Source organism: Adlercreutzia sp. St.1H8 (assembly GCF_059728655.1).
Window position 1 is genome coordinate 2,217,998 of record NZ_AP039376.1, and the last position, 24,318, is coordinate 2,242,315.

15 protein-coding genes are annotated in these 24,318 nt (G+C 68.9%); 4 read left to right on the forward strand and 11 right to left on the reverse strand.

Annotated elements, in window-relative coordinates:
- Positions 1–157: 157 nt before the first annotated feature.
- From AC6I0Y_RS08745 to AC6I0Y_RS08755, 3 genes are all read left to right on the forward strand, one after another.
- Complete coding sequence (locus AC6I0Y_RS08745; RefSeq protein ID WP_497731003.1) at positions 158–1,081, forward strand: MerR family transcriptional regulator; 924 nt, start codon at positions 158–160, stop codon at positions 1,079–1,081.
- Between the two features lie 515 nt (positions 1,082–1,596).
- Positions 1,597–2,136 (forward strand): rubrerythrin family protein, encoded by a 540-nt coding sequence (locus tag AC6I0Y_RS08750; protein WP_160710154.1) that lies wholly within the window; start codon positions 1,597–1,599, stop codon positions 2,134–2,136.
- A gap of 173 nt (positions 2,137–2,309) precedes the next feature.
- Positions 2,310–3,671, forward strand: a complete 1,362-nt coding sequence (locus tag AC6I0Y_RS08755) for a Na+/H+ antiporter NhaC family protein (protein ID WP_497731007.1) — start codon at positions 2,310–2,312, stop codon at positions 3,669–3,671.
- A gap of 229 nt (positions 3,672–3,900) precedes the next feature.
- On the opposite strand, the gene AC6I0Y_RS08760 is transcribed toward AC6I0Y_RS08755, so the two are convergent.
- Positions 3,901–4,845 (reverse strand): DNA/RNA nuclease SfsA, encoded by a 945-nt coding sequence (locus AC6I0Y_RS08760; RefSeq protein WP_497731009.1) that lies wholly within the window; start codon positions 4,843–4,845, stop codon positions 3,901–3,903.
- Between the two features lie 410 nt (positions 4,846–5,255).
- Between AC6I0Y_RS08760 and AC6I0Y_RS08765 the strand changes: the two genes are divergently transcribed.
- Complete coding sequence (locus AC6I0Y_RS08765) at positions 5,256–7,889, forward strand: DEAD/DEAH box helicase (protein WP_497731011.1); 2,634 nt, start codon at positions 5,256–5,258, stop codon at positions 7,887–7,889.
- Positions 7,890–7,985: 96 nt separating this feature from the next.
- Here AC6I0Y_RS08765 and AC6I0Y_RS08770 read toward each other — a convergent pair whose 3' ends face one another.
- From AC6I0Y_RS08770 to AC6I0Y_RS08815, 10 genes are all read right to left on the reverse strand, one after another.
- On the reverse strand, positions 7,986–9,476 hold the full coding sequence (locus tag AC6I0Y_RS08770) for an APC family permease (protein ID WP_160710158.1): 1,491 nt from the start codon (positions 9,474–9,476) through the stop codon (positions 7,986–7,988).
- Between the two features lie 434 nt (positions 9,477–9,910).
- Positions 9,911–11,479, reverse strand: coding sequence for an amidohydrolase (locus AC6I0Y_RS08775; RefSeq protein WP_497731014.1), 1,569 nt, complete (start codon positions 11,477–11,479; stop codon positions 9,911–9,913).
- Between the two features lie 10 nt (positions 11,480–11,489).
- Complete coding sequence (locus tag AC6I0Y_RS08780) at positions 11,490–12,629, reverse strand: aromatic amino acid transport family protein (RefSeq protein WP_497731016.1); 1,140 nt, start codon at positions 12,627–12,629, stop codon at positions 11,490–11,492.
- Positions 12,630–13,066: 437 nt separating this feature from the next.
- Entirely contained in the window at positions 13,067–14,848 is a 1,782-nt protein-coding gene (locus tag AC6I0Y_RS08785) for an ABC transporter ATP-binding protein (protein ID WP_497731019.1), read from the reverse strand.
- Between the two features lie 148 nt (positions 14,849–14,996).
- Positions 14,997–17,147: a HelD family protein gene (locus AC6I0Y_RS08790; protein WP_497731021.1), complete on the reverse strand. Its 2,151-nt coding sequence runs from the start codon at positions 17,145–17,147 to the stop codon at positions 14,997–14,999.
- 1 nt (position 17,148) lies between these two features.
- Positions 17,149–17,568: a peptide deformylase gene (locus AC6I0Y_RS08795; protein ID WP_497731023.1), complete on the reverse strand. Its 420-nt coding sequence runs from the start codon at positions 17,566–17,568 to the stop codon at positions 17,149–17,151.
- Between the two features lie 194 nt (positions 17,569–17,762).
- On the reverse strand, positions 17,763–19,178 hold the full coding sequence (locus AC6I0Y_RS08800) for an SLC13 family permease (protein WP_497733662.1): 1,416 nt from the start codon (positions 19,176–19,178) through the stop codon (positions 17,763–17,765).
- A 95-nt stretch (positions 19,179–19,273) separates the two neighbouring features.
- Entirely contained in the window at positions 19,274–20,692 is a 1,419-nt protein-coding gene (locus AC6I0Y_RS08805) for an SLC13 family permease (protein ID WP_497731026.1), read from the reverse strand.
- Between the two features lie 79 nt (positions 20,693–20,771).
- Entirely contained in the window at positions 20,772–21,581 is an 810-nt protein-coding gene (locus tag AC6I0Y_RS08810) for a 4Fe-4S dicluster domain-containing protein (protein WP_497731029.1), read from the reverse strand.
- A 2-nt stretch (positions 21,582–21,583) separates the two neighbouring features.
- Entirely contained in the window at positions 21,584–24,196 is a 2,613-nt protein-coding gene (locus tag AC6I0Y_RS08815; protein WP_497731032.1) for a molybdopterin-dependent oxidoreductase, read from the reverse strand.
- Between the last annotated feature and the right edge of the window lie 122 nt (positions 24,197–24,318).

Genomic DNA, 24,318 nt, shown 5'->3' on the forward strand with positions numbered 1-24,318 from the left:
CGCAGGAGCGCCCCGCGCCTGCGCGCTCCCAGCCAACCCGCCAGCGGCATAGGGGGCGCGAGCCCTCAGCTGCCCTTCGAAAAAAACGAAAACTCCCCCTTGACCCTCACGTAACGTGAGGGTCTATTCTTTCCCTCGGCAAGACGAAAGGAGCCCCATGACGCCACAGAAGACGGACTCCGCCAGCAGCACCTCGGACAGCGCGTGCGCCATCCGGCCCGCCGTTGCGACCGGCGCCCACGCACCCGCCAACCCGGTGGCACACGCGCCGCGGACGGCCACCCCGTCCCCGGCCGCCTCGGCACCTGCCGGCGGCTACACGGCCGGCGCGCTCGCCGAGCTGGCCGGCGTGACGGTGCGCGCCCTGCACCACTACGAGGCCGAGGGCCTGCTGCGCCCCACGCGCGACGCGAGCGGGTACCGCCGCTACGACGCCAGCCAGGTGGAGCGCCTCCAGCAGATCCTGCTGTTCCGCGCCTGCGGGCTGGCGCTCGGCGACATCCGCCGCAGCCTGGATGATCCGGCCTTCGACCGCGCCGCGGCGCTCCGATCCCGCCTTGCCGACCTGCGCGCGCAGCAAGAGCAACTGAAAGCCCTGATGAGCACGGTGGAGAAGACCATCGCCGCCCTGGAAGGAGAAACCACCATGACCGATAAGGAACGATTCGAGGGCCTCAAGCGCCAGGCCGTCGACGACAACGAGAGAACCTACGGCGCCGAGGCCCGCGAGCGCTGGGGCGACGCAGCCGTCGATGCCGCCAACGAGAGGACGCTCGCCCTGGACGAGAAGGCCTGGAACGACCGCGAGGCGCTGGAGCGAGCGGTGATCGACCAGCTGCGCGCCGCCTTCGCCGACGGCACCGGCGACCCGACCGGCCCCGAGGCCCGCACCCTGGCCGAAATGCACGGCCGCTGGCTCGCCCTCCACTGGGGCGAGGGCGCCTACAGCCGCGCGGCCCACGCCGCCCTCGCCGACGGCTACGTGGCCGACGAGCGCTTCACCCGCTACTACGACGACGCCGTGGCCCCCGGCGCCACCCGCTTCCTCCGCGACGCCATCGCCGCCTGGTGCGCCGCGTAGCGCCCGCGCCCAACGATTCCGCCCGCTCCGCGCGGGATGCCTGCGACGCGTCCCTCGCGTCCCGCGCCCCCGCCTGACGAGCCGCACCCGCCCTGCAACGATGCCGCCGCAGCCACGTTTCCCGGCTGCGGTGGCAGTAATTCGCGTTTTGGTACGGCTCTCGCCTCTCTTGCAGGCCCAATCACGGCATGCCGCCAAAGCCGACCTGGGGTTTTGCTGGCACGACTCTCGGCAGAGGGGCATGGGGGTGCCCGCTTACCGTACCAAAACGCGAATTACTGCCACCAAACGACGAAAAAGCGGCTCTCGCGCCCTCGACCGCCGGCTCGACCCCCCCCCCGCCCCCCCCGCGCGAATCCCGCAAATCCCCCACCACGCGGCAACGCGACGGGAACGCCCCGCCAAAGCATCGGCCCCAACTGCGGCCCGCACCGCCTCCCGCGCCACACGTGGTAGCACCATGGTCAACGTCACGTCACGAAACCGTCGCACGAGGAGCACGGAAGGAGACGACCATGAAGCTGCAGGAATCCCAGTCGTGGAAGAACATCGAGGCCGCCCTGAACGCCGAGGCCCTGGCCTACGTGGAGTACGTCTTCTACGGCCAGCAGGCCAAGAAGGACGGCTACGTCCAGATGTCCAACTTGTTCCAGGAAACGGCTGACAACGAGCTGCACCACGCCAAGCTCCTGTTCAAGAAGCTGCACGACGGCACGGTGCCGCCGACCCCCGAGTGCCTGAGGCTGGCCAGCGCGTCCGAGCGCTACGAGTGGGACGTCCAGTACAAGGAGTTCGCGAAGGTGGCCCGCGACGAGGGCTTCGACGACCTGGGCGACTTCTTCGACGGCCTAGCCGCCATCGAGAAGAGCCATCAGGAGCGCTTCGACGTGCTGGCCAGACGCATCCAGGATGGCGAGGTATTCGAGCGCGAGCAGGTGCAGGTGTGGTACTGCACCGTCTGCGGCCACCTGCACATCGGCACCGCGGCCCCCGAGGAGTGCCCCGTCTGCGGCCATCCGCAGGGCTACTTCCAGGTGCGCGCCGCCAACTACTAGGCGCCGAGCGCGACCCGAGCACCCCGCTCCGGCGTTCTCCGCGCACGCATGCCCCGTATGCGACCGCGAAGATAACCGGCGACCGGGAACGCCTATGGCCCTGCGCAGCCAGGCCCGGTGCCGGTAGTGTAAGATAGGCGGCTGTACGCTATCGACCGAAGGACGGGGAGATCATGGAGAAGGGAAGAGTGGGCGCGCTGCTGCCCATCGGCGTGTTCCTGGTGCTGTACCTGGGGCTCGGCATTCTGTTCGAGTACGGGATGGGCATCACCATGGGGTTCTACAACATCCCCATCGTGGTGATCTTCCTCATCGCGCTGCTGGTGGCGTGCTTCCAGAACCGGTCGCTGTCATTCGACGACAAGCTCGTCATCATGGGGCGCGGCATCGGCGACAAGACCATCGTCACCATGATCCTCATCTTCATGGCCGCCGGCGTGTTCGTGGGCACCGTGGGCCGCGACTCGGCCGAATCGGTGGCCTATCTCATGCTCTCGGTCATTCCGGCTGAGTTCTCCGTGGCCGTGCTGTTCGTGGTGAGCTGCTTCGTGTCCGTCTCCATGGGCACGTCGGTGGGCACCATCACGCTCATCACGCCCATCGCCGTGGCCGTGTCCGCCGCGTCGGGCTTCAGCCTGCCGCTGTGCGTGGCGTCGGTCATGGGCGGCGCGATGTTCGGCGACAACCTGTCGTTCATCTCCGACACCACCATCGCCGCCTGCCAGGGCCAGGGCTGCGAGATGAAGGACAAGTTCCGCGAGAACTTCAAGATCGCGCTGCCCGCGGCCGTCGTGACGCTCATCATCATCCTGGCGCTGTCGCTCAGCACCGACCTGGCCGGCACCGTCCAGCACGACTACGAGCTGCTGGAGCTCATCCCGTACCTGATCGTGCTCGTGGGCGGCATCATCGGCATCAACGTGTTCGTGGTGCTGCTGCTCGGCATCGTGTCGGGCTCCATCATCGTGGTGGCCGAGGGCGCAGTGGCCGCCACCGACCTGCTGGGCAACATGGGCACCGGCGCCGCGGGCATGTTCGAGACCACCATGGTGGCCGTGCTCGTGAGCGCCATCTGCGCGCTCATCCGCGAATACGGCGGCTTCACGGCGCTGCTCAACGGCATCAAGAGCCTGTTCAAGAGCCGCAAGGGCGGCCAGCTGGGCATGGGCCTGCTCGTGGGCGCCATGGACATCGCCACGGCCAACAACACGGTGGCCATCGTCATGGCCAACCCCATCGCCCGCGACATGGCCGAGACCTACGGCATCTCGCGGCGCAAGACGGCGTCCATCCTCGACACGTTCTCCTGCGTGTTCCAGGGCGTCATCCCCTACGGCGCCCAGATGCTCGTGGCCATCAGCGCCTGCGCCGAGCTGGGATTCGCCGTGACGGCGTTCCAGATCATCCCCTTCTTGTTCTACCCGTTCCTGCTGCTGGCCAGCTCCCTCGTGTTCATCTTCCTGATCCCCGACAAACGTGGACGCGGGGACGCCGCAACCGACGAGAGGCCGGCCGCGGAGGAGGCGACCGACTAAGACGCGAGGCGCGCCGATGAGGCGCGAAGGCACGACCGCCACCGAAGGGGGCGGCCGCCGAGGGCGAGGACCCGGGTGGCCGCCCCCTTCTTGTTGGGATGCAGCGGATCAGGCAAGACGCGGCCCGGCAGGCGGGACGAAGGGTGGCAGCAGGGGCGGGATGGACGCGGTCGTCTCCCTACCAGGAGGGGCGGCGCGTGAACCCCGCGCGGGCGCCGAGCAAAGCGCGCTACCACTCCTCCAGCGGGAAGTAGCGGCGCAAGGCCACCGCGCGCGGCGTGACCTCGAAGTCGGCCTGCCATAGCTCCACCCCGGCGGCGCGGCAGGCGTCCACCGTGGCGAGCACCTCGTCATAGGTGGTGCCGTGATAGAAGCGGAAGCCGTCGTTGGCGTAGTAGAGGCAGTAGAGGACGGCGGCGCGCTCGTGATCCGCCAGGGACGCGGCCAGCTCACGCAGATGGCGCAGCGCCCGTTCGGTAGACGAGAACGGCGCTTCGGGCAGGCGGGGCACGGAGGCGGGCACAGCGGTCTGGATCTGCACGAGCGGCGTCTTGACCTCCAGGTACAGCCGGTCGTCCACGAGAAAGTCGAGCCGCGACGCGCCGAGCGGAACCTCGCGGCGCACCTCGCGCGGCTGTCCGGCGATGGCGTCGAGGGCCCCGATGCGCAGGAAATGCTCGACAGAGCGGTTGGAGGCGTTCTGGTTGATGCCGATCCAGCGCTTCTGCGGCGCGTCCGGCTCGTCGAGGGAGAAGGCCTCCACCGTAAGCGGCAGCTTGCGCTTGGGGTTGCCGCTGTCCGAGACGAGGCAGGGGCGTCCCGCCAAGTCGAGGCCGCCGATGCGCGACACCGCCGGGCAGTGGCAGCGCACGACGGACGTGCCGGCCGAGAGGACCGAGCCGCCGGGCGCAGGCGAGGACGACAAGGCGCCCTTCGCGGGAGCCGGCATCGGCTTCCGCGGGTCGGCCGCCAAGGAAGGTGCCCCCGTCGCGGACGACCCGAGGGGCGCATCCGTCGCAGCGACCGCTGATGCCTTGCCCGCAGGAGGCGAACCGCCCTCCCCCGTCGGGAAGGCCACCTCCATGATGAAGCGGTTAGGGCGCGCGAGGATGAGCCCCTCGCGCAGAGGCGCGGGAAAGGGAAGCGGCGCGCAGGTCGGCTCGTAGATATCCATGGACCTATGGTACGCCGTCGGCAGGGGGCGGAGGCGCGCCGCGGGGCGCCTCGTTTCCCAATCGTGCGCTATCCCGCTGCAAAGTGGCCAAAAAAGTCGACCTGACGACAGAAATCGGCCAGATCGCAGCCCCTCTCGCCGCGAATACGCAAGGAGACCTCCCGCGACCTGGGCTTTCGCTCGCCACCCTTGGAACCGGAGGTGCTGACGGGCCTCGTAAACGTCGTCAAGTCGACTTTTTTGGCCACTTTGCACGCGCGCCTTGCGCAAAGCGCCCGATTTCCCCGCCCCGCGGCCGCCGCCGAGCGCCTCCGGCGTCCTGCGGCGAGCTCGGCGGCTCCTCCCGCTCGCAGCGCGCCGGCATCCCTATAATAGAAGGCCACCCACACGTCCTGGCCCAAGGAGCCGCCATGCCCACCGAAGAACCCGCCTACGAGCTGCCCGACCCCGCGGCTACAACAAGCCCCGCCGACGCCCCCGCGCCGGACGACCCCTTCGCCCCCGGCTCCCTCGGCTGGCTGCTGCCCTGGGCCGAGACGGGCGAGGGCGACGTGCTCGACCCCTCCGAGGCACTCGAGGTGTTCCTCGGCTGGGTGGAGTCGCGCGGCCTGGAGCTGTGGCCCCACCAGGAGGACGCCCTCATGAACCTGGCCGTGGGCGACTCGGTCATCCTGGGCACCCCCACCGGCTCGGGCAAGTCGATGGTGGCGCTCGGCCTGTGCTTCATGGCCCTGGCCACGGGCCGCACCGCCTACTACACGGCACCCATCAAGGCGCTCGTCAACGAGAAGTTCTTCGCCATGGTGGACATCCTAGGCCGCGAGAACGTGGGCATGATCACCGGCGACACCACCATCAACACCGACGCGCCCGTCATCTGCTGCACCGCGGAGATCCTGGCCAACCAGGCGCTGCGCGAGGGCGCGGCATCGAAGGTGGGCTGCGTCGCCATGGACGAGTTCCACTTCTACGCCGATCCCGACCGCGGCTGGGCCTGGCAGGTGCCGCTGCTCACCCTGCCCCGCGCGCAGTTCCTGCTGATGAGCGCCACGCTCGGCGACGTCAGCTCCATCGCCGCCGACCTCCAGGAGCGCACCGGACGCCCCGTCGACGTCATCGCCGACGCACCGCGGCCCGTGCCGCTTTCCTACGAGTACTCCCTCGAGCCGCTCGAAGCCACCGTCGAGCTGGCTCTGCGCGAGGGCGACGCACCCCTGTATCTGGTGCACTTCTCCCAGGACGCGGCGCTCGCCTCGGCCCAGTCGCTCGCCAGCTACGGCGTGGCCACCAAGGAGCAGCGCGAGGCCGTGAAGCAGGCGATGAAGGGGACGCGCTTCACCACCGCCTTCGGCAAGATCCTCCAGCGGCTGCTCGGCTGCGGCGTGGGCGTGCACCACGCGGGCATGCTGCCGCGCTACCGCCTGCTCGTGGAGAAGCTGGCCCAGCAGGGGCTGCTGCCGGTCATCTGCGGCACCGACACGCTCGGCGTGGGCATCAACGTGCCCATCCACACCGTGGTGCTCACCCAGCTGACGAAGTTCGACGGCCATCACATGCGCCGCCTGCGCGCCCGCGAGTTCCACCAGATAGCGGGCCGCGCCGGCCGGTCCGGCTTCGACACCGAGGGCCTGGTCATCGCGCTCGCCCCCGAGCACGAGATCGAGAACCACCGCGCCCAGGTGAAGGCCGCGGGCGACCCGAAGAAGCTGCGCAAGCTCAAGAAGAAGCAGCCGCCCGAGGGCTTCGTGAGCTGGGACGAGAAGACGTTCACGCACCTGGTGGAGAAGGCGCCGGAGAAGCTGACCCCGCGCATGCGCATCACGCATTCGATGGTACTGGCCGTGGTCTCGCGCGGCGGCGACGCGCGGGCGGCCGTGCGCCAGCTCATCGCCGACTCGGCCCAGGAGCCGCAGGAGAAGGCGGCCCTCACGGCGCGCGCCGACGAGATATTCGCCACCCTCATCGAGGCCGGCGTGGTGGAGCGCCGCGAGGGCGCGGGGCCCGACGGCGCCGACGAGTACCTGCTGACCGTCGACCTGCCCGAGGACTTCACCCTCGACCAGCCGCTCTCCCCCTTCCTGCTGGCGGCCCTCGACCTGCTCGACCGCGACGACCCCGACTACGCGCTCGACGTCATCTCCCTCGTGGAGGCTACGCTGGAGAATCCGCGCCAGGTGCTGCGCGCCCAGGAGCGCAAGGCCAAGGACGCCGCCCTGGCCGAGATGAAGGCCGACGGCGTGGAGTACGAGGAGCGCCTCGAGCGACTGGCCGACGTCACCTACCCGCGCCCGCTCGAGGACCTGCTCGACCATGCCTTCGGGCTGTACTGCCAGACGGTGCCGTGGGCGCGCGACTACGAGCTCGAGCCCAAGAGCGTGCTACGCGACATGGTGGAGACGGTGAGCGACTTCAAGACCTACGTGGGACGCTACGGCATCGCCAAGTCGGAGGGCACGCTGCTGCGCTACCTGTCGGACGCCTTCCGCGTGCTCGACCGCACCATTCCGCCCGCCGCGCGTGACGAGCGGCTCCAGGACGTGGTGGCGTGGCTCGGGTTCCTCGTGCGCACCACCGACTCGAGCCTGGTAGACGAGTGGGCGGCCTCAGGCGAGCTGCCGGACGCCGCACCGCCCGTCGATGCCGACGCGGTGGTGGCCGACCGCCGCGGCCTGCGCGTGCTCGTGCGCAACGCGCTGTTCGCCCGGGTGCGGCTGGCCTCCCAGGGACGCGCCGGCGACCTGGGGCGTCTCGACGGCGAGTGGGGCTTCGGCGAGCGCCGCTGGCAGGACGCGCTGGACGCCTACTTCGACGCGCACGAGACCATCGGCATCGACGCCGACGCCCGCTCGGCCGCCTACCTGGAGATCGACGAGTCCCCCGAACGCGCCGAGCGCCTCTGGCGGGTGCGCCAGGTGTTCGCCGACGAGGCAGGCGACCGCGACTTCCAGATCGTCGCCGCGGTGGACTTGGACGCCACGCAGGAAGCCGGCGAGGCGGTGTTCCGCGACTACCGCGTCGGCTTCATCGAGGACCTGCTGGACTAGCGGCAGCCAGGCGGCCGCGTTGGAGCCGCCGGGCCGGGCCGGGCTGGGGCCGTCGAAGCGGAGCGATTCGGGACGACGCCATCCCCGCCGCCCGCGTCACGCGCCAGCGTCGCCCAAGTCCACGTCACGCCGCAGAACGCGCGTGGTGACCAGGTAGTACGCCACGCCGATGACGATCCACGCGATGCCCACCAGGTGCGCCACCATGCTCAGCGACGCCAGCACGGCCAGCGTCACCGCCATGCCCAGGAGAGGACACACGAGCAGCCGCCACGGGTTGGAGTGATCCTTCTGCCGCACCCAGTAGTACCAGATCACGGTGAAGTTGAGGATGAGGTAGGTGGACAGCGCGCCGAAGTTGCTCACCTTCGCCACCTCATCCATGCCCAGGTACAGCAGCGCCGGCAGGATGGCGAGCGACAGGCCCGACACGAACAGGGTGGCCACCACCGGCACGCCCGTCTTCTCGTCCATGCGACCGAGCACGCGCGGCAGCGACCCGCCGCGGCCCATGACGTAGAGCACGCGCACGATGGACACCTCGAACACCATGCCGGTGAACACGCCTTGGGCGAGCGCCACGGCCACGGCGCACAGGATGCCGAGCCACGGGCCGGCCACCATCTGCGCCACCAGGTAGAAGCCGTTGTCCTCGTTGCCGGCGAACACCGCGCCGGTCGGGTCGACGCAGGTGGCCACGAAGCAGGTCAGCACGAACATGGCGCCCAGCAGCAGGATCATGATCATCATGGCGCGCGACGGCCCCGTCTTGCCGTCCTTGGCCTCCTGGGTGAGCGTGGCCACGCAGCCGAAGCCCACGTAGGAGAACGCGGCCAGCGACACGGCGCCCATGGTGTCGCCGAAGTTGAACGCGGAGGGGTTGACGAACGCGGTGGCCGAGAAGCCCGAGGTGGCCGGGTGCCCGATGACGTAGGCCACGCCCAGCACGAGGAACAGCGCCAGCACCAGCAGCTCGCCCACGAGCGCCACGCGGTTGACGGCGATGGTCGTCTTCATCCCGCGCAGGGCCACGAAGGTGGTGAAGGCCAGAAACATGAGGCACCAGCCCCACACCGGCACCGCCGGCACGTACTGGTTGAGCGCCAGACCGGCCATGATGTAGCACAGCGTAGGCCCTACCAGGTACTGAAGCAGCATGAGCCAGCCGGCCACGAACCCCACGAGCTTGCCGATGCCCTTGGTGGCGTAGGTGTAGATGGATCCCGACGAGGGGAAGCGGTTGATCATCACGCCGAAGGAGAGCACCGTGAACAGCATAGCCCCCAGCGCGATGAGGTAGGTGAGCGCCGGCATGCCGTGGGAGGCGTTGAACACACTCGCGTAGATGCTGAACGGCGCGATGGGCACCATGGAGATAAGCCCGTAGATAACCAGGTCGAACACGGTGAGCGTGCGCTTGAACCCGCCGTTGGCGGCACCGGTAGGCGGCGCGGCGGCCAGGTTGTCGTCGACGGGCGCGGGCGCCGGAACGGCCGAGGCCGGGCGGGCCGGATGCGCCGAGGCGGCGGGCGCAGATACGGGCGCCGCGGCAGGGGTGGGCGCGGGCGCGGCAGCGTGCTTGTCCATGGTTCCTCCCAACAGATCGCGCGAAGAGTCGCGGACGCGCCGGGAGGGCCCGCCCGCAACCCCACCATGCCACGACCACGCCGCAGGAGCGCCCCGGGCGCCCAACCGTAACGCATCGAGGAAGGAACAGTTCCCGCATCGTCACCGAGGGGGGGTGCCAGGGGGTGCCAGGGGGTCACACCTGATGGCACACCCCTGCCGGGGTGTGCCATCAGGTGTGACCCCCTGGCACCCCCTGGCACCCCCGGCACCCGTCACTCTGGCCATTTTCACCACGGTTTACGCAGCCGAAGCGACATTGCGGATGACAAAGGGAAAACACCTCGCCTCTGACCTGGTGCTTCGCCAAGGACATCCCCCACCGGACGCCCCATCAGCGTAAAGCGCACCATTTTTGGCCGCAAACCGCCGCGGCGGCCTCCGCGGCGGGACGCCTACACCAGACGCGGCCGGCGCGTCAGAACGCGCGCCAAGGCACCCAGGCCCTCAGACAGCGGGCGGTAGGGCCGGCCGCGCAGCCACAGACCGCGAGCGCAACATCCCTCAAGTGCTGCAGGCTCGCAGGCCTCCAAGTCCACGTCGCAGGCGAAGAAGCTCGCCTCCCAGCCCTCGCGCAGCAGCCCCTTGCGTTCTCCCAGCATCTCGCCGCCGCTGGCGGTGTAGGTCCGCAGCGCCTCGAACCCCGTCAGCGACTGCCCCGGCACGGCGAACTCCCGCATGCCGCGCATCTGGAGGAACGGATCGACCGACTGCACCGGCGCGTCACTCGACCCGCACACAGGCACGCCGGCGCGCACGAGATGCGCGAGCGGCACCTGAGACCCCACCTGCTCCTCATCGAGGAACCGCTCGTAACCATGGAGAAAGCGCGCGTCCACCCACGCATAGCCCGGCTGGACGGTGATGAAGGGGTGCCGCTCGCACGCCCAGGCCACGGCGTCTGCGGAGGGAAACTCGAAGTGGTCGATGCGATGGCGCCCGGGGACGCCGTCGAGCACGCCCACCAGCTGGTCGATGGCCGCATCGCCGATGGCATGCGCCGTCACCTGGTAGCCCTGCCCCGCCAGGCGCCCCACCGCATCCGCCAGCTCGGCGGTGTCGAAGTAGAGCGACCCGCGCGTACCATCGCGGTACGGCCGGGAGAACGCCGCCGTACGCGACCCCACCGACCCGTCCGTCTCCCACGCCATGCAGCCGCCGACGCGCGCGGCGGCCATGCGCGGCCGCACGCGAGCGAGCTTGCGCTCGTCAAGGTACTGGGGAAACAGACGCACGTCGATAGGCAGGCGCTGGGCCAGGAAGGCCGCCAGCTCGCCCACCACGTCACGTTCCACGTCATCGGTGCCCTCGAGGGCGCATACCGTGCCGATGCCGAACCCCGCGCACTCGTTGCAGAAGCGCGCGATGCCGCGCGCGAGCGCCGCCGGAGTGAGCCGCGAGGCCAGATGAGCGGTGAGCTTGCCTAGGTTGGCGTCGTGTGCCTCCCCCGAGAACACGCCATCGGGCGCGACCGCCCCAAGCCCCAGCTTCTCCAGCAGCGACGACGAGCACGATCCCGCATGCCCGTCGATGTTCATCACCCACACGTCGGCCCCATTCGCCCACGCGTCAAGCTCGCGCCGATCGGGCAGCCGGCCCTCGTCCACAGCCGCCGACACATAGCCGCTCAAGATGAGCAGCCTCCCCGGCCGCGCGCCTGCCCGCCCAGCCACGGCCCGCACGCGCGCCTCGACGCCAGCCAGGTCATGAGGCTCCACGCGGCCATCGGCGAGCATGCACACCGGCTCGCCCACGCTCGCCAGCGCGATGGCCTCCATCAGGTGAAGATGCGCGTCGATAAGCGCCGGGTACACGTGCGCGCCGCCCATATCGACCACGCGGTCGCCGCCGCGCGCGCTGCCGTCAATCGCCGCGATGACGCCGTCCTCCACCACGAGCGAGCGACCCGTGGCGCCCTCGCCCTCCAAGGTGTGGAACACGCCGTTCTCGAAGACGGTGCGCATGGCTGCCTCCCTACAGGCTCACAGCGCTGCCGACGGCCATGAGGAGGAACGCCGCCAGCACGATGACCTGCATGGGCGTGCTGGCCAGGACGTCAGGCAGCAGGATGCGCCCGTTCGCACGGCGACAGCGACGGAAGGCCGGCACCACCATGACGGCCATGAGGATGGCGATGAGCCCGCCGGCCGTGCGCATGATGGCGAGAAAGCCACCCAGGTTGAGCAGCACCAGGATGAGCGAGGGCAGCGTCGCGATGGCCCAGCACACGCGACGATGGAGCCCCGTCTGCTCCTGCACGATGTCCGACAGCGCCAGCGAGATCGACCAGTACGTGGTAAGCATGGCCAGCACGGTGAAGGCCGAGCCGAGCACCTGGGCCCACAGCCCGATGCCCTCCGACCAGCCGATGATGCCCAACTCGGTGACACGCGCCGAGCTGCCGAGCGCGCACAGCACGATGACGACGCTGAACAGCAGGTTGATCCCGAGGCCCAGCAGCACGGCGCGGCGCACGCGCACCGGATCGCGCCCAAGCCCCTCCACCGCCTGGGGCACGCTGAAGAACGCGACGAACGAGAACATCGCCATGCCGAAGAAGGCCAGCAGCTCGTTGGGCTGGCCGACTACGCCCCACGGCAGCGGATTGCGCCAGCTCAGCACCGACGCGACGGCCAGCACGGCCACGATTCCCAGGATGACGCTGATGGAGAGCGCCTCGCTCACGCCGAGCACCTTCAATCCGAAGAGCACGATCACAGCCGCGATGGCGTAGAACAGCAGCGTAGCGGCAAGCGGCGGGAAGCCGGCTGCCTCGAAGATCTCCGCGCCGCCGGCCACATAGGCCGCCAGGTTGGTGATGAGCACGAGCGCCGTCAGCACGAACAGCATGCCCACGAAGACGTTGCCACGCGGGCCACGGAACAGGTAGGTGCGGAACACCGATATGATCTGGGAGCCCTTGCCGCTGCCAAGGGTGATCTCGGCCAGCATCAGGTGCATGCAGTAGCTGAAGAAGAACGCCACGCCCAGGATGAGCAGCCCCGGCACGAGCCCCGCCCGATCCACCAGGTACGGCAGCGTCATAACGCCGCTTCCCACTCCGTAGCCCGCAATGATGCACGCGGCCTGCCAGACCGTCAGCCTCTTCTCCACGATGTCCCCCTCGCTCCTGCGGCAAACGGCGTCCATTGTACCCCAGACGAGACGTCAATCGTCCAGATGCGTCCGTCGCGACAGACACGGCCAAACGATACGACGAGACCGAGGGAGGAGGGACGCAGAAGGCAACGGATCGCGTTTCTGGCCATTTTCGCCACGGTTTACGCAGCCGAAACGCCGCAGCACGCGACGGGAAGAAAGCGTCCTGCGTGCGACCTGGGGTTATGCCGAGAGCCGTTCGCGGCAAGCACGACGCTCGGCGTCAACGCAGCGTAAAGCGCATCGTTTTTGGCCACAAATGGGGGTGCGGGGTGACGGAGGGTCACACCTAATGGCACGCCCCGGCGGGGCGTGCCATTAGGTGTGACCCTCCGTCACCCCCTCCCGTCATCCCGCATACGCCGGGGCGTGCCATTAGGTGTGACCCTCCGTCACCCCGCATAAGCGCCGGTCTGGCGGCTCCAAAGCGCGGCGTACTCGCCGTTGCGCTCCACCAGGTCGGCATGGGGGCCGTCCTCCGCGATGCGGCCGTGGTCGAGCACGACGATGCGGTCGAGGCTCGCCACGGTGGACAGCCGATGCGCCACCACGATGGCAGTGCGCCCAGCCATGAGACGCCCGAGCGCCTCCTGCACGGCAGCCTCGCTCTCGGAGTCGAGCGCGCTCGTGGCCTCGTCCAACACCAGGATGGGGCAGTCGGCGAGCATTGCCCGCGCGATGGCGATGCGCTGGCGCTGACCACCCGAGAGCTTCACGCCGCGCTCGCCGGTGACGGTAGCGAAGCCCTGCGGCAGCGCCTCGATGAACTCGAGCGCGTTCGCAGCCTGGGCCGCCGCCCGAATCTCCTCGTCAGTGGCGTCGGGCCGCCCGTAGGCGATGTTCTCCGCGATGGTGCGGTGGAACAGCAGCGCCTCCTGGGGCACGTAGGCTATCTGGCGCCGCAGCGACTGCTGGGTCACGTCGGCCACGTTCTGGCCGTCCACGAGAATCTCGCCCTCCTGGATGTCGGCCAGGCGCAGCAGCAGCTTGGTGAGCGTCGTCTTCCCCGCGCCGCTCATGCCCACCAGGCCCACGCGCTGCCCGGCCGGGATGCGCAGGTTGAAGTCGTCAAACACCTGGGTGCGCGCATCGCCGTCGGTGTACCAGAAGTTGATGTCCCTAAAGTCGATGGCACCCCGCTCCACCACGAGGGGCTCCGCACCCGGCTTGTCGGCCACGAGCCGCGGCTCGTCGAGCACCGCCGTCATGCCGCTCGCATCGCCGAAGGCCTGGTTGATGCGCTGCAGGCCCGTGTTGATGAAGTTGAACTGGTTGGTCACCGTGTTGGTGTAGGTGAACATGAGGATGACCGTGCCCGGCGTGATGCCGAACCACGCGTTACCGCCCGAGATGAACACCGTCACCACGCTCATGATGACCACAGTGATGGCCGCCGTGGTGATGCCACGGGCGAGCGAGGCGCGCATACGCTTGGAGTCGCGGGCCACCACCTCGCGGTTCGCCGCGTCGAAGAGCCCCCGCTCGTAGTCCTCGCGCCCGTAGGTCTTCACCGCCAGGATGTTGGCAACCGCATCCGACAGCTCGCCCGACAGCTGGTTCTGGGCGCTCGCCGCCTTCTCGTTCAGGTGCAAGATGCGCTTGTACATAAGGTAGCTGACCACCGCATACGCCGCGAGCATGCCCATGAGCACCGCCGCATAGGCCGGCACCACGGGAACGAGGATGAGGCAGGTGAAGGTGACCGAGCACAGGATGGGCAAAAACGGGAAGTTCATGACCTGGAGCAGCTGGGTGTAGCCGGCCATGAACTTGGACGCCTGGCTCACGAGCGCCCCGCCGAAGCGGTTGGAGTGGAACGACAGCGACTGGTTGCACAGGCAGTCGAAGGAGGTGGTGGCCAGGTCGTAGTTCACGGCTATCTGGAGCTTCCACAGCGTGTAGTCCTGCAGCTTGGAGCACGCCTGGCCCGCCAGGTTGATGCCGATGAGCGCCGCGACATAGGGCCCGAACACCGAGAACACCTCGTCAGAGCCCACGGGCGCCGCGCTGATGCGGTCCACGATGAGGCTCATCACGTAGGGGTTGCCGTAGGTGAGGAACCCGCAGAACCCGATGGTGGAGGCCACGAGCGCCACGAACAGCCCCAGGTGGTTGCGCGTCGCCAGCCAGTAGTAGTGCAGGCTGCGCATCGTAAGCGATTGTTTCTTGGCCATGGCCTCTCTTCTCCTAACTTCCCACCAGCCGAACGCGGGGGACGCCCGACGCCCTCCCCACTTGAGCGGGACGCGGCTGCGAGGCGGATACCCGCACCGCAGCACACAGAACTGTCCCCTGTGCGCCCCTAGCGTCCCCTGTGCGCCCCTAGCGTCTCAGCAGCTCCGTCAGCTCGCCGTCGGCCAGGATGGTTACGTGGCGGGTGGCGCGGGAGAGGGCGGTGTAGAGGCGCCGGCGCGCCAGATCGGTGGCGGGGAACACCCGCGCCGAGGCGTCGGGGATGATCACGCGGTCGAACTCCAGGCCCTTGGCCAGCGCAAGCGGCAGCACCGCCACGCCGGCATCGGGCAGGCTGTCGCGCTCCCCCACCACCACGGCGCCCTCGCCTAGGGCCCGGGCCACGCGACGCGCCTCGCTCTTGTAGGGCACGATGACCGCCGTGAGCCCCGGGGCGCCGGCCGCCTCTTCCGCCACGCGGCGCAGCTCGGCGGCCCAGGCGTCGCCGTCGGGCGCCACGATGACCTCGGGCGGCGCAGCCTCGCGCTGCACAGAGGACACCTCCAGGGCCTCCTCCGGCGGCAGAAGCGACGCGAACAGGTCGGTGATGGCGGGGGTGGAGCGGTAGCTCGTCATGAGGCGGCACTCGCTCACCGGGCCGCGGGCGGCCTCGAACACCGCGCGCACCTCGTCCCACGAGGCCGTCCCCTCGATGATGGCCTGGTTCGGGTCCCCCAGCAGGAGGAACCGGGCGCGGCGGAAGTAGCGCGCCGCCACCGCCAGCTGAGCGGCCGTGTAGTCCTGCACCTCGTCGATCATCACGTACTTGGCCCCGGGGTCGGAAAGCCCCGTGAGCGCCATCTTCAGGTAGACCCACTCCACCGAGGTGAGCCCCGGGTCTCCGAGCAGGCGCAGGGCCACCCGGTCCACGTCGAGCCACTCGTCGCGCTCCACGCGGCCGGGCGCATCGGCGTGGCGGTCGCGCAGGTAGCGCAGGGCCAGCGCACGCTCCTCGGCCTCGTCGACCGGGTCGGCCGTCTCGCCGAACAGGCGCAGCTGCTCCTCGATGGAGAGCGCCGCCACCTCGTTCTGCACGGCCTCCGTCGCCGCCAGCTGGCCGAGGCGCGCCTCCAGGCGCTTCGCCAGCTCCTCGCGCATGAGGCTCACGCGGTGCGGGCCGGCCGCGACGTTGCGGAACTTCTGGCACGCCTTCCACACCGCGTCGGAGCCGATGAGGGTGACCCCCGCGCTCGTCACGGGGCGGAAGTCGCGCGGGTCGAACTCGAAGGAGGCCACGGCCGCATCGATGCGCGCCAGGTCGTCCAGACTGGCCGATCCCTCCCCCACGCCGCGGCCTGCGGGCAGGAGCGGCGCGAGGAGCTCGCCCCAGGTGAGGGTGCGCGGGTTGCGCTCACCCAGGTCGGGCAGGACGTTCGCGATGTAGCGGCTGAACACCGGGTTGGGCGTGATGAGGCACACCTCCTCCGGGCGCAGGGTGTCGCGGTTGCGGTAGAACAGGTAGGCGATGCGCTGGAGCAGCACCGAGGTCTTGCCCGACCCGGCGATGCCCGCCACGAGCAGCGTCGGCACGTCGTCATGGCGGATCACCACGTTCTGCTCGCGCTGGATGGTGGCCGTGATGGCCTGCATCTGCGCCGAGCGTTGGCGCGAGAGCGACGCGAGCAAGAGCGAGTCCTGGATGGCCACGTCGCTGTCGAAGTAGCCGCGCAGCTCGTCGCGCTCGATGTCGAACTGGCGGCGCAGCAGCAGGTCCACGTTGATCGTGCGCCCGTCGGCCTCGTAGGAGGTGGGGCCCATGGCCTGGTTGTAGTACACCTCGGCCACGGGGCTGCGCCAGTCCACCACCAGGCGGCGATACCCCGCATCGGAGATGCCGGCGGTGCCCAGGTAGAGGTCCTTCGGCGCGTCGCCCTCGCGGAAGCGCAGGGACACCTTGGCGAAGTAGGGCTGGCGCAGAAGCGCCTCCACGGCAGCCAGGCACTCGGCCTGCACGCTGTGGGACAGGTTGTACCCGTCGATGATGCGGTTGAGTGCCATGAAGTCGGCGTGGGTCTCCATGGCGTCGTCCCAGGTGGCGTAGTTGGTGGCCAGCTCCTCGGCCATGGACTCCTTGTCGGCCGCGGCATCAGCCGCCAGCTCGCCCATGGCGCGGGCGGCGTCGCGTCCCAGCTCAAGCAGGGTGGCGTAGGTGGCGGAGAGGTGGGCCTGCTCCGCCTGGAACACGGGGTCAGCCGCGCCGTCGGCCGCGCCCGGCGCGTGCCCCTCAGCGGGGGCCGTCATGCTACACCAGCTCGCCGTTGCAGTGGTCTATCATGTGCTGGACGAGCTGGGCCTGCCAGCCCTCCATCTTCTTCTTGCGGGGCATGAGCTCGCCGTTGAGCAGCACGTCGTAGGACACGCGGATCCACTTGTAGCGGGTGACGGCGGCCGCCTCCTCGCGCGAGAGGCACGCCTCCACGGCCGGGAAGGGCTTGAGCGCCTGGGTGATCTGCGGGTTGTACATCACCACGGGGCGGTCCTTCTCGTTGAGGTAGGCGACGATGGCCTTGGTCACGCCGATCTGGTTGGCCGCCAGCGCCGCGGCCTCCTCGTTGGCCAGCAGCGTGTCCACCAGGTCCTGGGCCACCTCCGCGTCGGCCGCCGTGGCCGGCTCGCAGGGCTGGGAAAGGATGGCCTCGTCCGTGACGATGTCCTTGATCATGGGAATGCCTCCGCTCGGTATCGAAAAAACGCATCGAAGCATTCTAACGTAAACCGGCGCCGGAAGCGAAGGCCCGCGACAGCGGCCCGCCGACGCGCCCGGCCGAGCGCGCCCGGCCGCCACCCCCCAGGCCACGCCCCCGGGCTGCGCGACGGCCGCCCCCCTGGGTCGCGCGCCGCGCCAGGCCGTCCGCCCTACGCGAACCCGAGCAACGCGCAGAGCGCGGGCAGCAGCGTGGCCGTGAGCACCACGAGCGCCACCGTGGGCACCCACCCGATGCGCGCCATGTCGCCCATGCGGTAGTACCCGGTGGAGTACGTGAGGATGGGCACGCAGTCGAGCGGCAGCACGTAGGCGAGCGACGCCTGCCACGCCACCACCATGAGCATGCAGTACATGCTGATGCCGAAGTCGCCCGCCAGCACGCCGAAGGGGTAGGCCAAGATACCGGCCACCGCCGGGCCCACCGGCACCACGTTGTGCACCACGGCCCCCACGGCCGAGAGCACCAGCAGCACGAGGAAGGGCGTCTTCCACGCATCGGGCATCACCGCCATGATGGCGCTCACCATCCAGTCGCCCGCGCCGGTGGCCACTACGAAGTGGGCCACCGACAGAATGCACATGATCATCACGAGCACGCCCCAGTTCATGCGCGACACCAGCTCCTTGAACTCGAGCGTCGAGCCGCCGGGCAGCGACAGCAGCACCACGGCCACGATGGCGATCATGGCCGTGTTGAGGGCGGGCACCCACGAGCTGGCGATCCAGGCCGCCATGGCCGCGGCGATGATGCCCATCGTCGCCTTCTCCGGCCCCGTCAGCGGGCCTAAGGCCGCGGCCTCGGCGCGCGTGGCGTCGATGGAGGCCTGGCTGATGGGCTCCGGCCGAAACGCGCCCACGATGACCACCCACGCCGCCAGCAGCATGATGAGGCAGAACGGCACGCCCAGCATCGACCATTCGATGAAGCTCATCCGGATGCCGAACAGCTCGGCGAACAGCCCCACGGTCACCACGTTGCAGCCGTTGCCCGTCATCACCGCCAGGCCGCCGGCGTAGGACGCCCACGGGATGGCGATCATCAGGGCCTTGCCCATGGGCGAGCGCAGCTTCTCGGCCCCGTTGAGCTCCAGCAGGCGCTTGCCCACCGATATGAACACGCCGCACGCCGCCACGTCCGACATGAAGAACGAGAGGAACGCCGTCGCCGCCATGAAGCCCAGCAGCATCTTCGGCGTGCTCGTGCCTGACCAACCCAGCACCCGCGCCGCGATGCGCGTGGGCACCGTGGTGGCGTCGAGCGCCACGGTGAAGGCAAACGTCCCCATGAGGAAGAACACCGTCGAGCCCATGGCGTTGGCGTAGGCCGCCTCGAAGGAGCACACGCCGGTCAGCGGCATGAGCACCAGGATGAGCAGGGCCGTGGCAGGCAGCGGCATCGACTCGGTCACCCACAGCAGGATGCCAGCCGCCAGGATGCCCAGCACCATCCGGGCCTCGTAGGCCAGCCCGGGCGTGGCCGGCGCCCACGCCGCCACGGCCACGATGCCGGCGGCGAGCGCCAAGAACAGAATGCTGCGCGGACGCAGCGCTTGCCGTGCGATCATCTCGACCACGATCGTCCCCTATCGATCGGGCCCCGCGAGGGGCCGCAGACGCGCGGCGGGCCGCCCTCGGGACGACCCGCCGCGCACGGACTATCCTACGCTGCCCCCACCAGCGGGCAGACGATCAGCAGAAACGCGCTGAAGAACACCATGGTGGCCACGGTGATGGGCAGGCCGCCCTTCCACATCTCGTTGAACTTGTAGTACCCGCCGGCGTAGGACACCAGCAGCACCGAGTCCAGCGGCACGAGGAAGCACAGGGCGCACCACAGGGCGATCATGAGAATGGTGGCGGTGTAGTTGCCGCTCACGGCCCCCACCAGGCCCAACACCGGCGCGGTCACGAGGGCCGCCAGGCCGGGGCCCGAGGGGAAGAAGTTGTGCACGATGGCCAGCACCACGCTGATGACCATGAACAGCATGAAGAAGCTCATGCCGTTGGTCACGCCCAGCAGCAGGTTGACCATCCAGGCCACCGAGCCGGCGGCCGACATGGCGGCCACGATGCCGTTGATGGAGGCCATCATCAGCAGGATGTCCCAGGGGCTGTCGGAGCGGTACTGGCGCATGGTGATCATGGACGTGCCCGGCAGGAACAGCAGGCCCAGGGCCACGAGGGCCACGAGCGTCGTGTTGAGCACGGGCACCCAGGAGCTGGCGATCCAGCACACGAGGGCCAGCAGCAGCACGCCGATGTTGAACTTCTCCTTGAAATCCATGGGCGGCAGGGCCGACACCTCGCCGAGGAACTTGTCGACGGTCTCCTTGCTCAGCGGCTCGGGCTTGTAGATCTTGACGAGGATGAGCCAGCTGGCCAGCAGGCTCAGCACCACCGGCACGACGGTGAAGCCGAACCACGCGGCAAACGAGATGGTCACGCCGCAGGCGCTCTCAGCCAGGCCGAGCACCACCACGTTGATGGGCGTGCCGGAGGGCAGGAGGCACCCGCCGAACATGACGGCGAACGGGATGGCCAGCGCCAGGCAGCGCCCGAGGTTGGACTTGCCCGGCTCGGCGCCCGCGGCGCGCAGCAGCGTCTCGGCGAAGCCCATCATGATGGCGGTCAGCGCGATGTTGGACATGACCACCGAGATGACGCAGCAGATGATCATGAAGCCCAGGATCACCTTGTTCACGTCACCCTTCACCAGGGCCACCATCTTGGCGATGAGGCGCTGGGGGAACGTGGACTGGGCCAAAAACGTGGTGAACCCGAAGATGCCCACGAACATCCACAGGGCGCCGGTGAACGTGGCGGCCCAGATGGTGTTGTAGGACGCGATGCCGAGGGCGCCGCAGGCCGCCACCATCACGAGCGAGGTGATGGGAAGCGGCAGCGCCTCGGTGGCCCACATCACCACGGCGGCGACGAGCACCGTGATGGCCGACTGGCCCTCGCGCGAGAGGTCGGGCGCCCACTGCGGCCCGAACTGCCCCACGAGGATCAGCACGATGGCCACGGCGATCCACACCCATTTGAACAGAACCTTGTTGTCTTTGGCAGTCTCTGCCATAACAGCCCCTTCCTTGAGTCTGCGTACGGGGCCCGCGCCGACCGTCCCCGGCGCGGGCGCGGGCCCCTCCCCTAATCGGCTAGGCAACGGCCTTGAGGAAGATGTCGCCCAAGACGACGTCCTCCTCGGTGGTGTCGGCGGCCAGGGCCACGTCCTCGTAGCCCTCCACCGAGGCGCGCACCGTGTGGGGCGCGCTCGCCAGCTCCTTGAAGCGGAACTCGCCGAAGTCGTCGGTCTGGACGGCGGCCACCTCGTTGCCCTCGGCGTCCATGAGGCGCACGGTGGCCCCGATGATCACCTCGTTGACGGTGCGGTCCACGAGCACGCCGTAGACCCAGCGCCGCGGGATGTTGAGGTAGTACAGGTGCGGGTGATTGTCGGCCAGCACGGGCATGGGCTCGGCCTCGGCGGGAATGTCGGCCTCGTCCACGTAGGTGAGGGCGCCGGTGGCGCACACGTCCACGCAGCGGGGCGCCTCCCAGCCGTCGTCCATGAGGTGCGCGCAGCCGGTGCACTTCTGGGGGATCTCCAGCTCCTCGTTCCAGTAGATGACATGCGCCGGGCAGGCGTCGACGATCTGGCGCTGGCCCTTGGACTTCTCCGGGTCGATGATGACCAGGCCGTCCTCGCGGCGGTACACCGCGCCGCCCTCGGCGGCCTCCAGGCAGCTGGCCTGCTCGCAGTGGGCGCAGAGCACCGGCGTGTACTGCACCTTCACCTCGGGGGTCTTGCCCCGGGTCTGCTGGTCCACGCGGCACCAGAACTGGCCGGTCAGCGGCTGCTCGGCCGCGATGGGCAGCCAGCTGTTGCCGCAGTGCTCGTCCTTGCAGGCCATCTGGCAGCCATAGCAGCCGTTGCAGAGGCTGGCGTCAAAGAGAATTGCCTTCATGGTTAGTCCTCCTGCAGGTAGTCGTAGACGTTGGTGCCCGTCTCGATGGTGTAGTGCTCGGCCTTGAAGGCCTCGGGGTAGCGCTCCCTGAGCGCGTCGATGTCGCACTTGCGCACGCCCACCAGGAAGCCGCCGGTCACCTCGCCGGCCGCGTTCTTGGAGGACGTGGCCGAAGGCGCGATGAGGTTGTTCGCGCCGCCGCGGTCGATGCCGCCCACGCCCGGGACGATGGGGTCGGTCTCGGCGCCGTGGTCCTGGAGCACCGCGCCGGGAATGACGCGCTCGGTGACGTAGGCGCCGCCGAGCACCGTGCCGCGCTCGTTGAACACCTCCACGATGTCGCCGTCGGTGATGCCCAGGCGCTCGGCGTCCACCGGGTTGAGCCACACCGGCTCGTAGGCGTAGCCGTCCTTGCCGACCACCTTGCAGGTCTCGATCTCGCGGGTCCACGGGCAGTCGTCGAAGTTGGCGTGGATGCGCCAGCGGGGATGGTTGGATACGAGCAGGAACGGGTAGTCCTTCGCGCGCTCGCAGGAAAGGCGCTCGTGATGGGTCTCGGACTCCTCGATCCACTTGGCCACGGGCTGGCGCTCCGGGTCGTCGGGGAAGAAGTTGGCCAGGCCGGTGGAGTAGAACTCGATCTTGCCCGTGGGGGTCTCCATGGGGTTGTTGTCGGGATCCTCGTAGAACTCGATCATGCCGGCAGGCTCGGTGTCCCAGCCCTCGCGGGTGGGCAGCATCTGGTAGCCCTGCTCCTTGATGAGCTCCAGGTCCTGCTGGTCCTCAGGCAGGCCCGAGCCCTGGTAGCCGATCTCCTGCCACTCCTCGACGGTCATATCGCCGGAGAGATGGCTCGCGCAGTCCTCGTAGATGCCGCCGTACTTCTCCAGCTTCTTGGCCACCTCGAGCACCGCCTCGTAGTCCGAGAGGGACTCATGCTGGCGGTCGCACGCGTGGCGCTCCCAGATGATGGAGTTGAACTGGCCCGAGTAGGTGTCCACGCCGAAGTCGTCCAGCTCGAGGGTGGTGGAGATGGGCAGGATCATGTCGGCGAACAGCGTGTCGTTCTCCATCCAGGGGTGCTCCACCAGGAAGAACTCCAGGTTGGGGTTGGTCAGCGCATCCTGGAACTCATTGCCGCCGTTCCAGCAGGTGGACCAGCAGGGGCTGTCAGACCAGATCATCTTGATGCCGTGGTCGCCGTCCTGGGGGAACTGGAACTTCTTGAACTGGTCGGTGCGGTGGTGGCGGCTGGTGGTGTGGCCGTACCACTCCACCTTCTCGCCCTCCTTGACGGTGATGCACTGGGGCACGAGCGTCTTGGGGATGAACGAAGCCGGCAGCTCGCCGAGAACCGAGCCGTGGTAGCAGGCGCGCACCTCGGGCAGGAAGTACCCCGGGGGCAGCGGGTTGAAGGAGTCCATGCCGATGAGGGCCCACTCAATGAACTTCACCTGGTTGCGACCCGGCTTGCCCACGGCCTGCATGGCCAGCAGGTACACCTCCAGGCGCGCCGGCTCGTGGGAGTAGCACGAGCGGATGTAGGAGCCGCCGTTGCAGTGGCCGATGGACACGTTGTGCTTGGCCCAGTAGCGTGCGAGCGCCTTGATGCGGTAAGCCGGCACGTGGCACTTCTCCTCGGCCCACTCCGGGGTCTTGGGCACGCCGTCCTCGTTGCCGAGCACGTAGTACTCGAACCAGTCGAAACCGTCGGTATGGGTGGCCACGTAGTCCTTGTCGTAGGTGCCCTCGGTCATCCACACGTAGGCGATGGCCAGTTGCAGGGCCGCGTCGGTGTTGGGCAGGATGGGGATCCACATGTCAGAGTGCACGGCATTGGCGTAGTTCACATCCGGGGCGATGTGGATCTGCTTCACGCCGATCTCGGTGAACCAGAAGCACAGGCGGCTCGCCTGCTGGCCCGACCAGCCCCAAGGCGTGGTCTCAGGGTCGCAGCCCCAGAACAGCACGGCGTCGGAGTTCTCGGAGATGTCCTTGAACAGGTTGTGCTGGTGGGTGTTCTGGCCCAAAGGCTCGTTGCCCCAGGCGTGCTTGGCACCCCAGTACCAGCCCTCCCAGCTGTCAGGCTGGCGGGCCTGCATGGTGAGGCCGCCAGTCATGTCGAGCAGGTTGGCCATGGTGCCGTGGGGACCGTGGATGGAGCCGGTCTCGCCGTGGCCGTCGCCCTGGCAGAAGATGGAGTTGCGGCCGTAGGTCTCGTCGATGCGGACGATCTCCTTGGCGATGATGTCGGTGGCCTCGTCCCAGCTGATGCGCTCGAACTTGGACTTGCCGCGGTTCTCCGGATGGCGCTCGCCCTCCGGATCCCAGTCCACACGCTTGAGCGGGAAGGGGATGCGGTTAGGCGAGTAGGTGCGCGTCTTGTAGATGAAGGTGAAGGGCGAGTTCAGGGTCTTCATGCCCGGCTCGAAGGTGTGGCCCCGCGCCTCGATGGTCCAGTAGTTCAGGTCTTCCTTGGTGTAGTGCTCGTCGAAGTGCACCGGGCGCATGCGCACCACCCGGCCGTCCATGGAATCGACAGCGGTGAGGTTGGCGCCGTTGCCGAAAGAGCACAGCGACATGTTCTTATAGACTGTCTTGTCCGATGTTTTCATGCTCCTCCTACTTTCCTCGCTTGTCGCGGCCCCGCCCGGCGCGCGGTGCGCGGCGGGCCTGGAGGACTCGCAATCCCGACCCGGGCGGTCGCCTCGCGCGCAGCAGGCCGTCCCGGCTCTCT

What these genes read in the sequence shown, in the direction of transcription:
- AC6I0Y_RS08750 (WP_160710154.1), top strand. Translation starts at nt 1,597, where the DNA reads ATGAAGCTGCAGGAATCCCAGTCGTGGAAGAACATCGAGGCCGCCCTG.
- AC6I0Y_RS08785 (WP_497731019.1), bottom strand. Translation starts at nt 14,848, where the DNA reads ATGGCCAAGAAACAATCGCTTACGATGCGCAGCCTGCACTACTACTGG.
- AC6I0Y_RS08760 (WP_497731009.1), bottom strand. Translation starts at nt 4,845, where the DNA reads ATGGATATCTACGAGCCGACCTGCGCGCCGCTTCCCTTTCCCGCGCCT.
- AC6I0Y_RS08755 (WP_497731007.1), top strand. Translation starts at nt 2,310, where the DNA reads ATGGAGAAGGGAAGAGTGGGCGCGCTGCTGCCCATCGGCGTGTTCCTG.
- AC6I0Y_RS08800 (WP_497733662.1), bottom strand. Translation starts at nt 19,178, where the DNA reads ATGATCGCACGGCAAGCGCTGCGTCCGCGCAGCATTCTGTTCTTGGCG.
- AC6I0Y_RS08765 (WP_497731011.1), top strand. Translation starts at nt 5,256, where the DNA reads ATGCCCACCGAAGAACCCGCCTACGAGCTGCCCGACCCCGCGGCTACA.
- AC6I0Y_RS08815 (WP_497731032.1), bottom strand. Translation starts at nt 24,196, where the DNA reads ATGAAAACATCGGACAAGACAGTCTATAAGAACATGTCGCTGTGCTCT.
- AC6I0Y_RS08775 (WP_497731014.1), bottom strand. Translation starts at nt 11,479, where the DNA reads ATGCGCACCGTCTTCGAGAACGGCGTGTTCCACACCTTGGAGGGCGAG.
- AC6I0Y_RS08805 (WP_497731026.1), bottom strand. Translation starts at nt 20,692, where the DNA reads ATGGCAGAGACTGCCAAAGACAACAAGGTTCTGTTCAAATGGGTGTGG.
- AC6I0Y_RS08790 (WP_497731021.1), bottom strand. Translation starts at nt 17,147, where the DNA reads ATGACGGCCCCCGCTGAGGGGCACGCGCCGGGCGCGGCCGACGGCGCG.
- AC6I0Y_RS08770 (WP_160710158.1), bottom strand. Translation starts at nt 9,476, where the DNA reads ATGGACAAGCACGCTGCCGCGCCCGCGCCCACCCCTGCCGCGGCGCCC.
- AC6I0Y_RS08810 (WP_497731029.1), bottom strand. Translation starts at nt 21,581, where the DNA reads ATGAAGGCAATTCTCTTTGACGCCAGCCTCTGCAACGGCTGCTATGGC.
- AC6I0Y_RS08795 (WP_497731023.1), bottom strand. Translation starts at nt 17,568, where the DNA reads ATGATCAAGGACATCGTCACGGACGAGGCCATCCTTTCCCAGCCCTGC.
- AC6I0Y_RS08745 (WP_497731003.1), top strand. Translation starts at nt 158, where the DNA reads ATGACGCCACAGAAGACGGACTCCGCCAGCAGCACCTCGGACAGCGCG.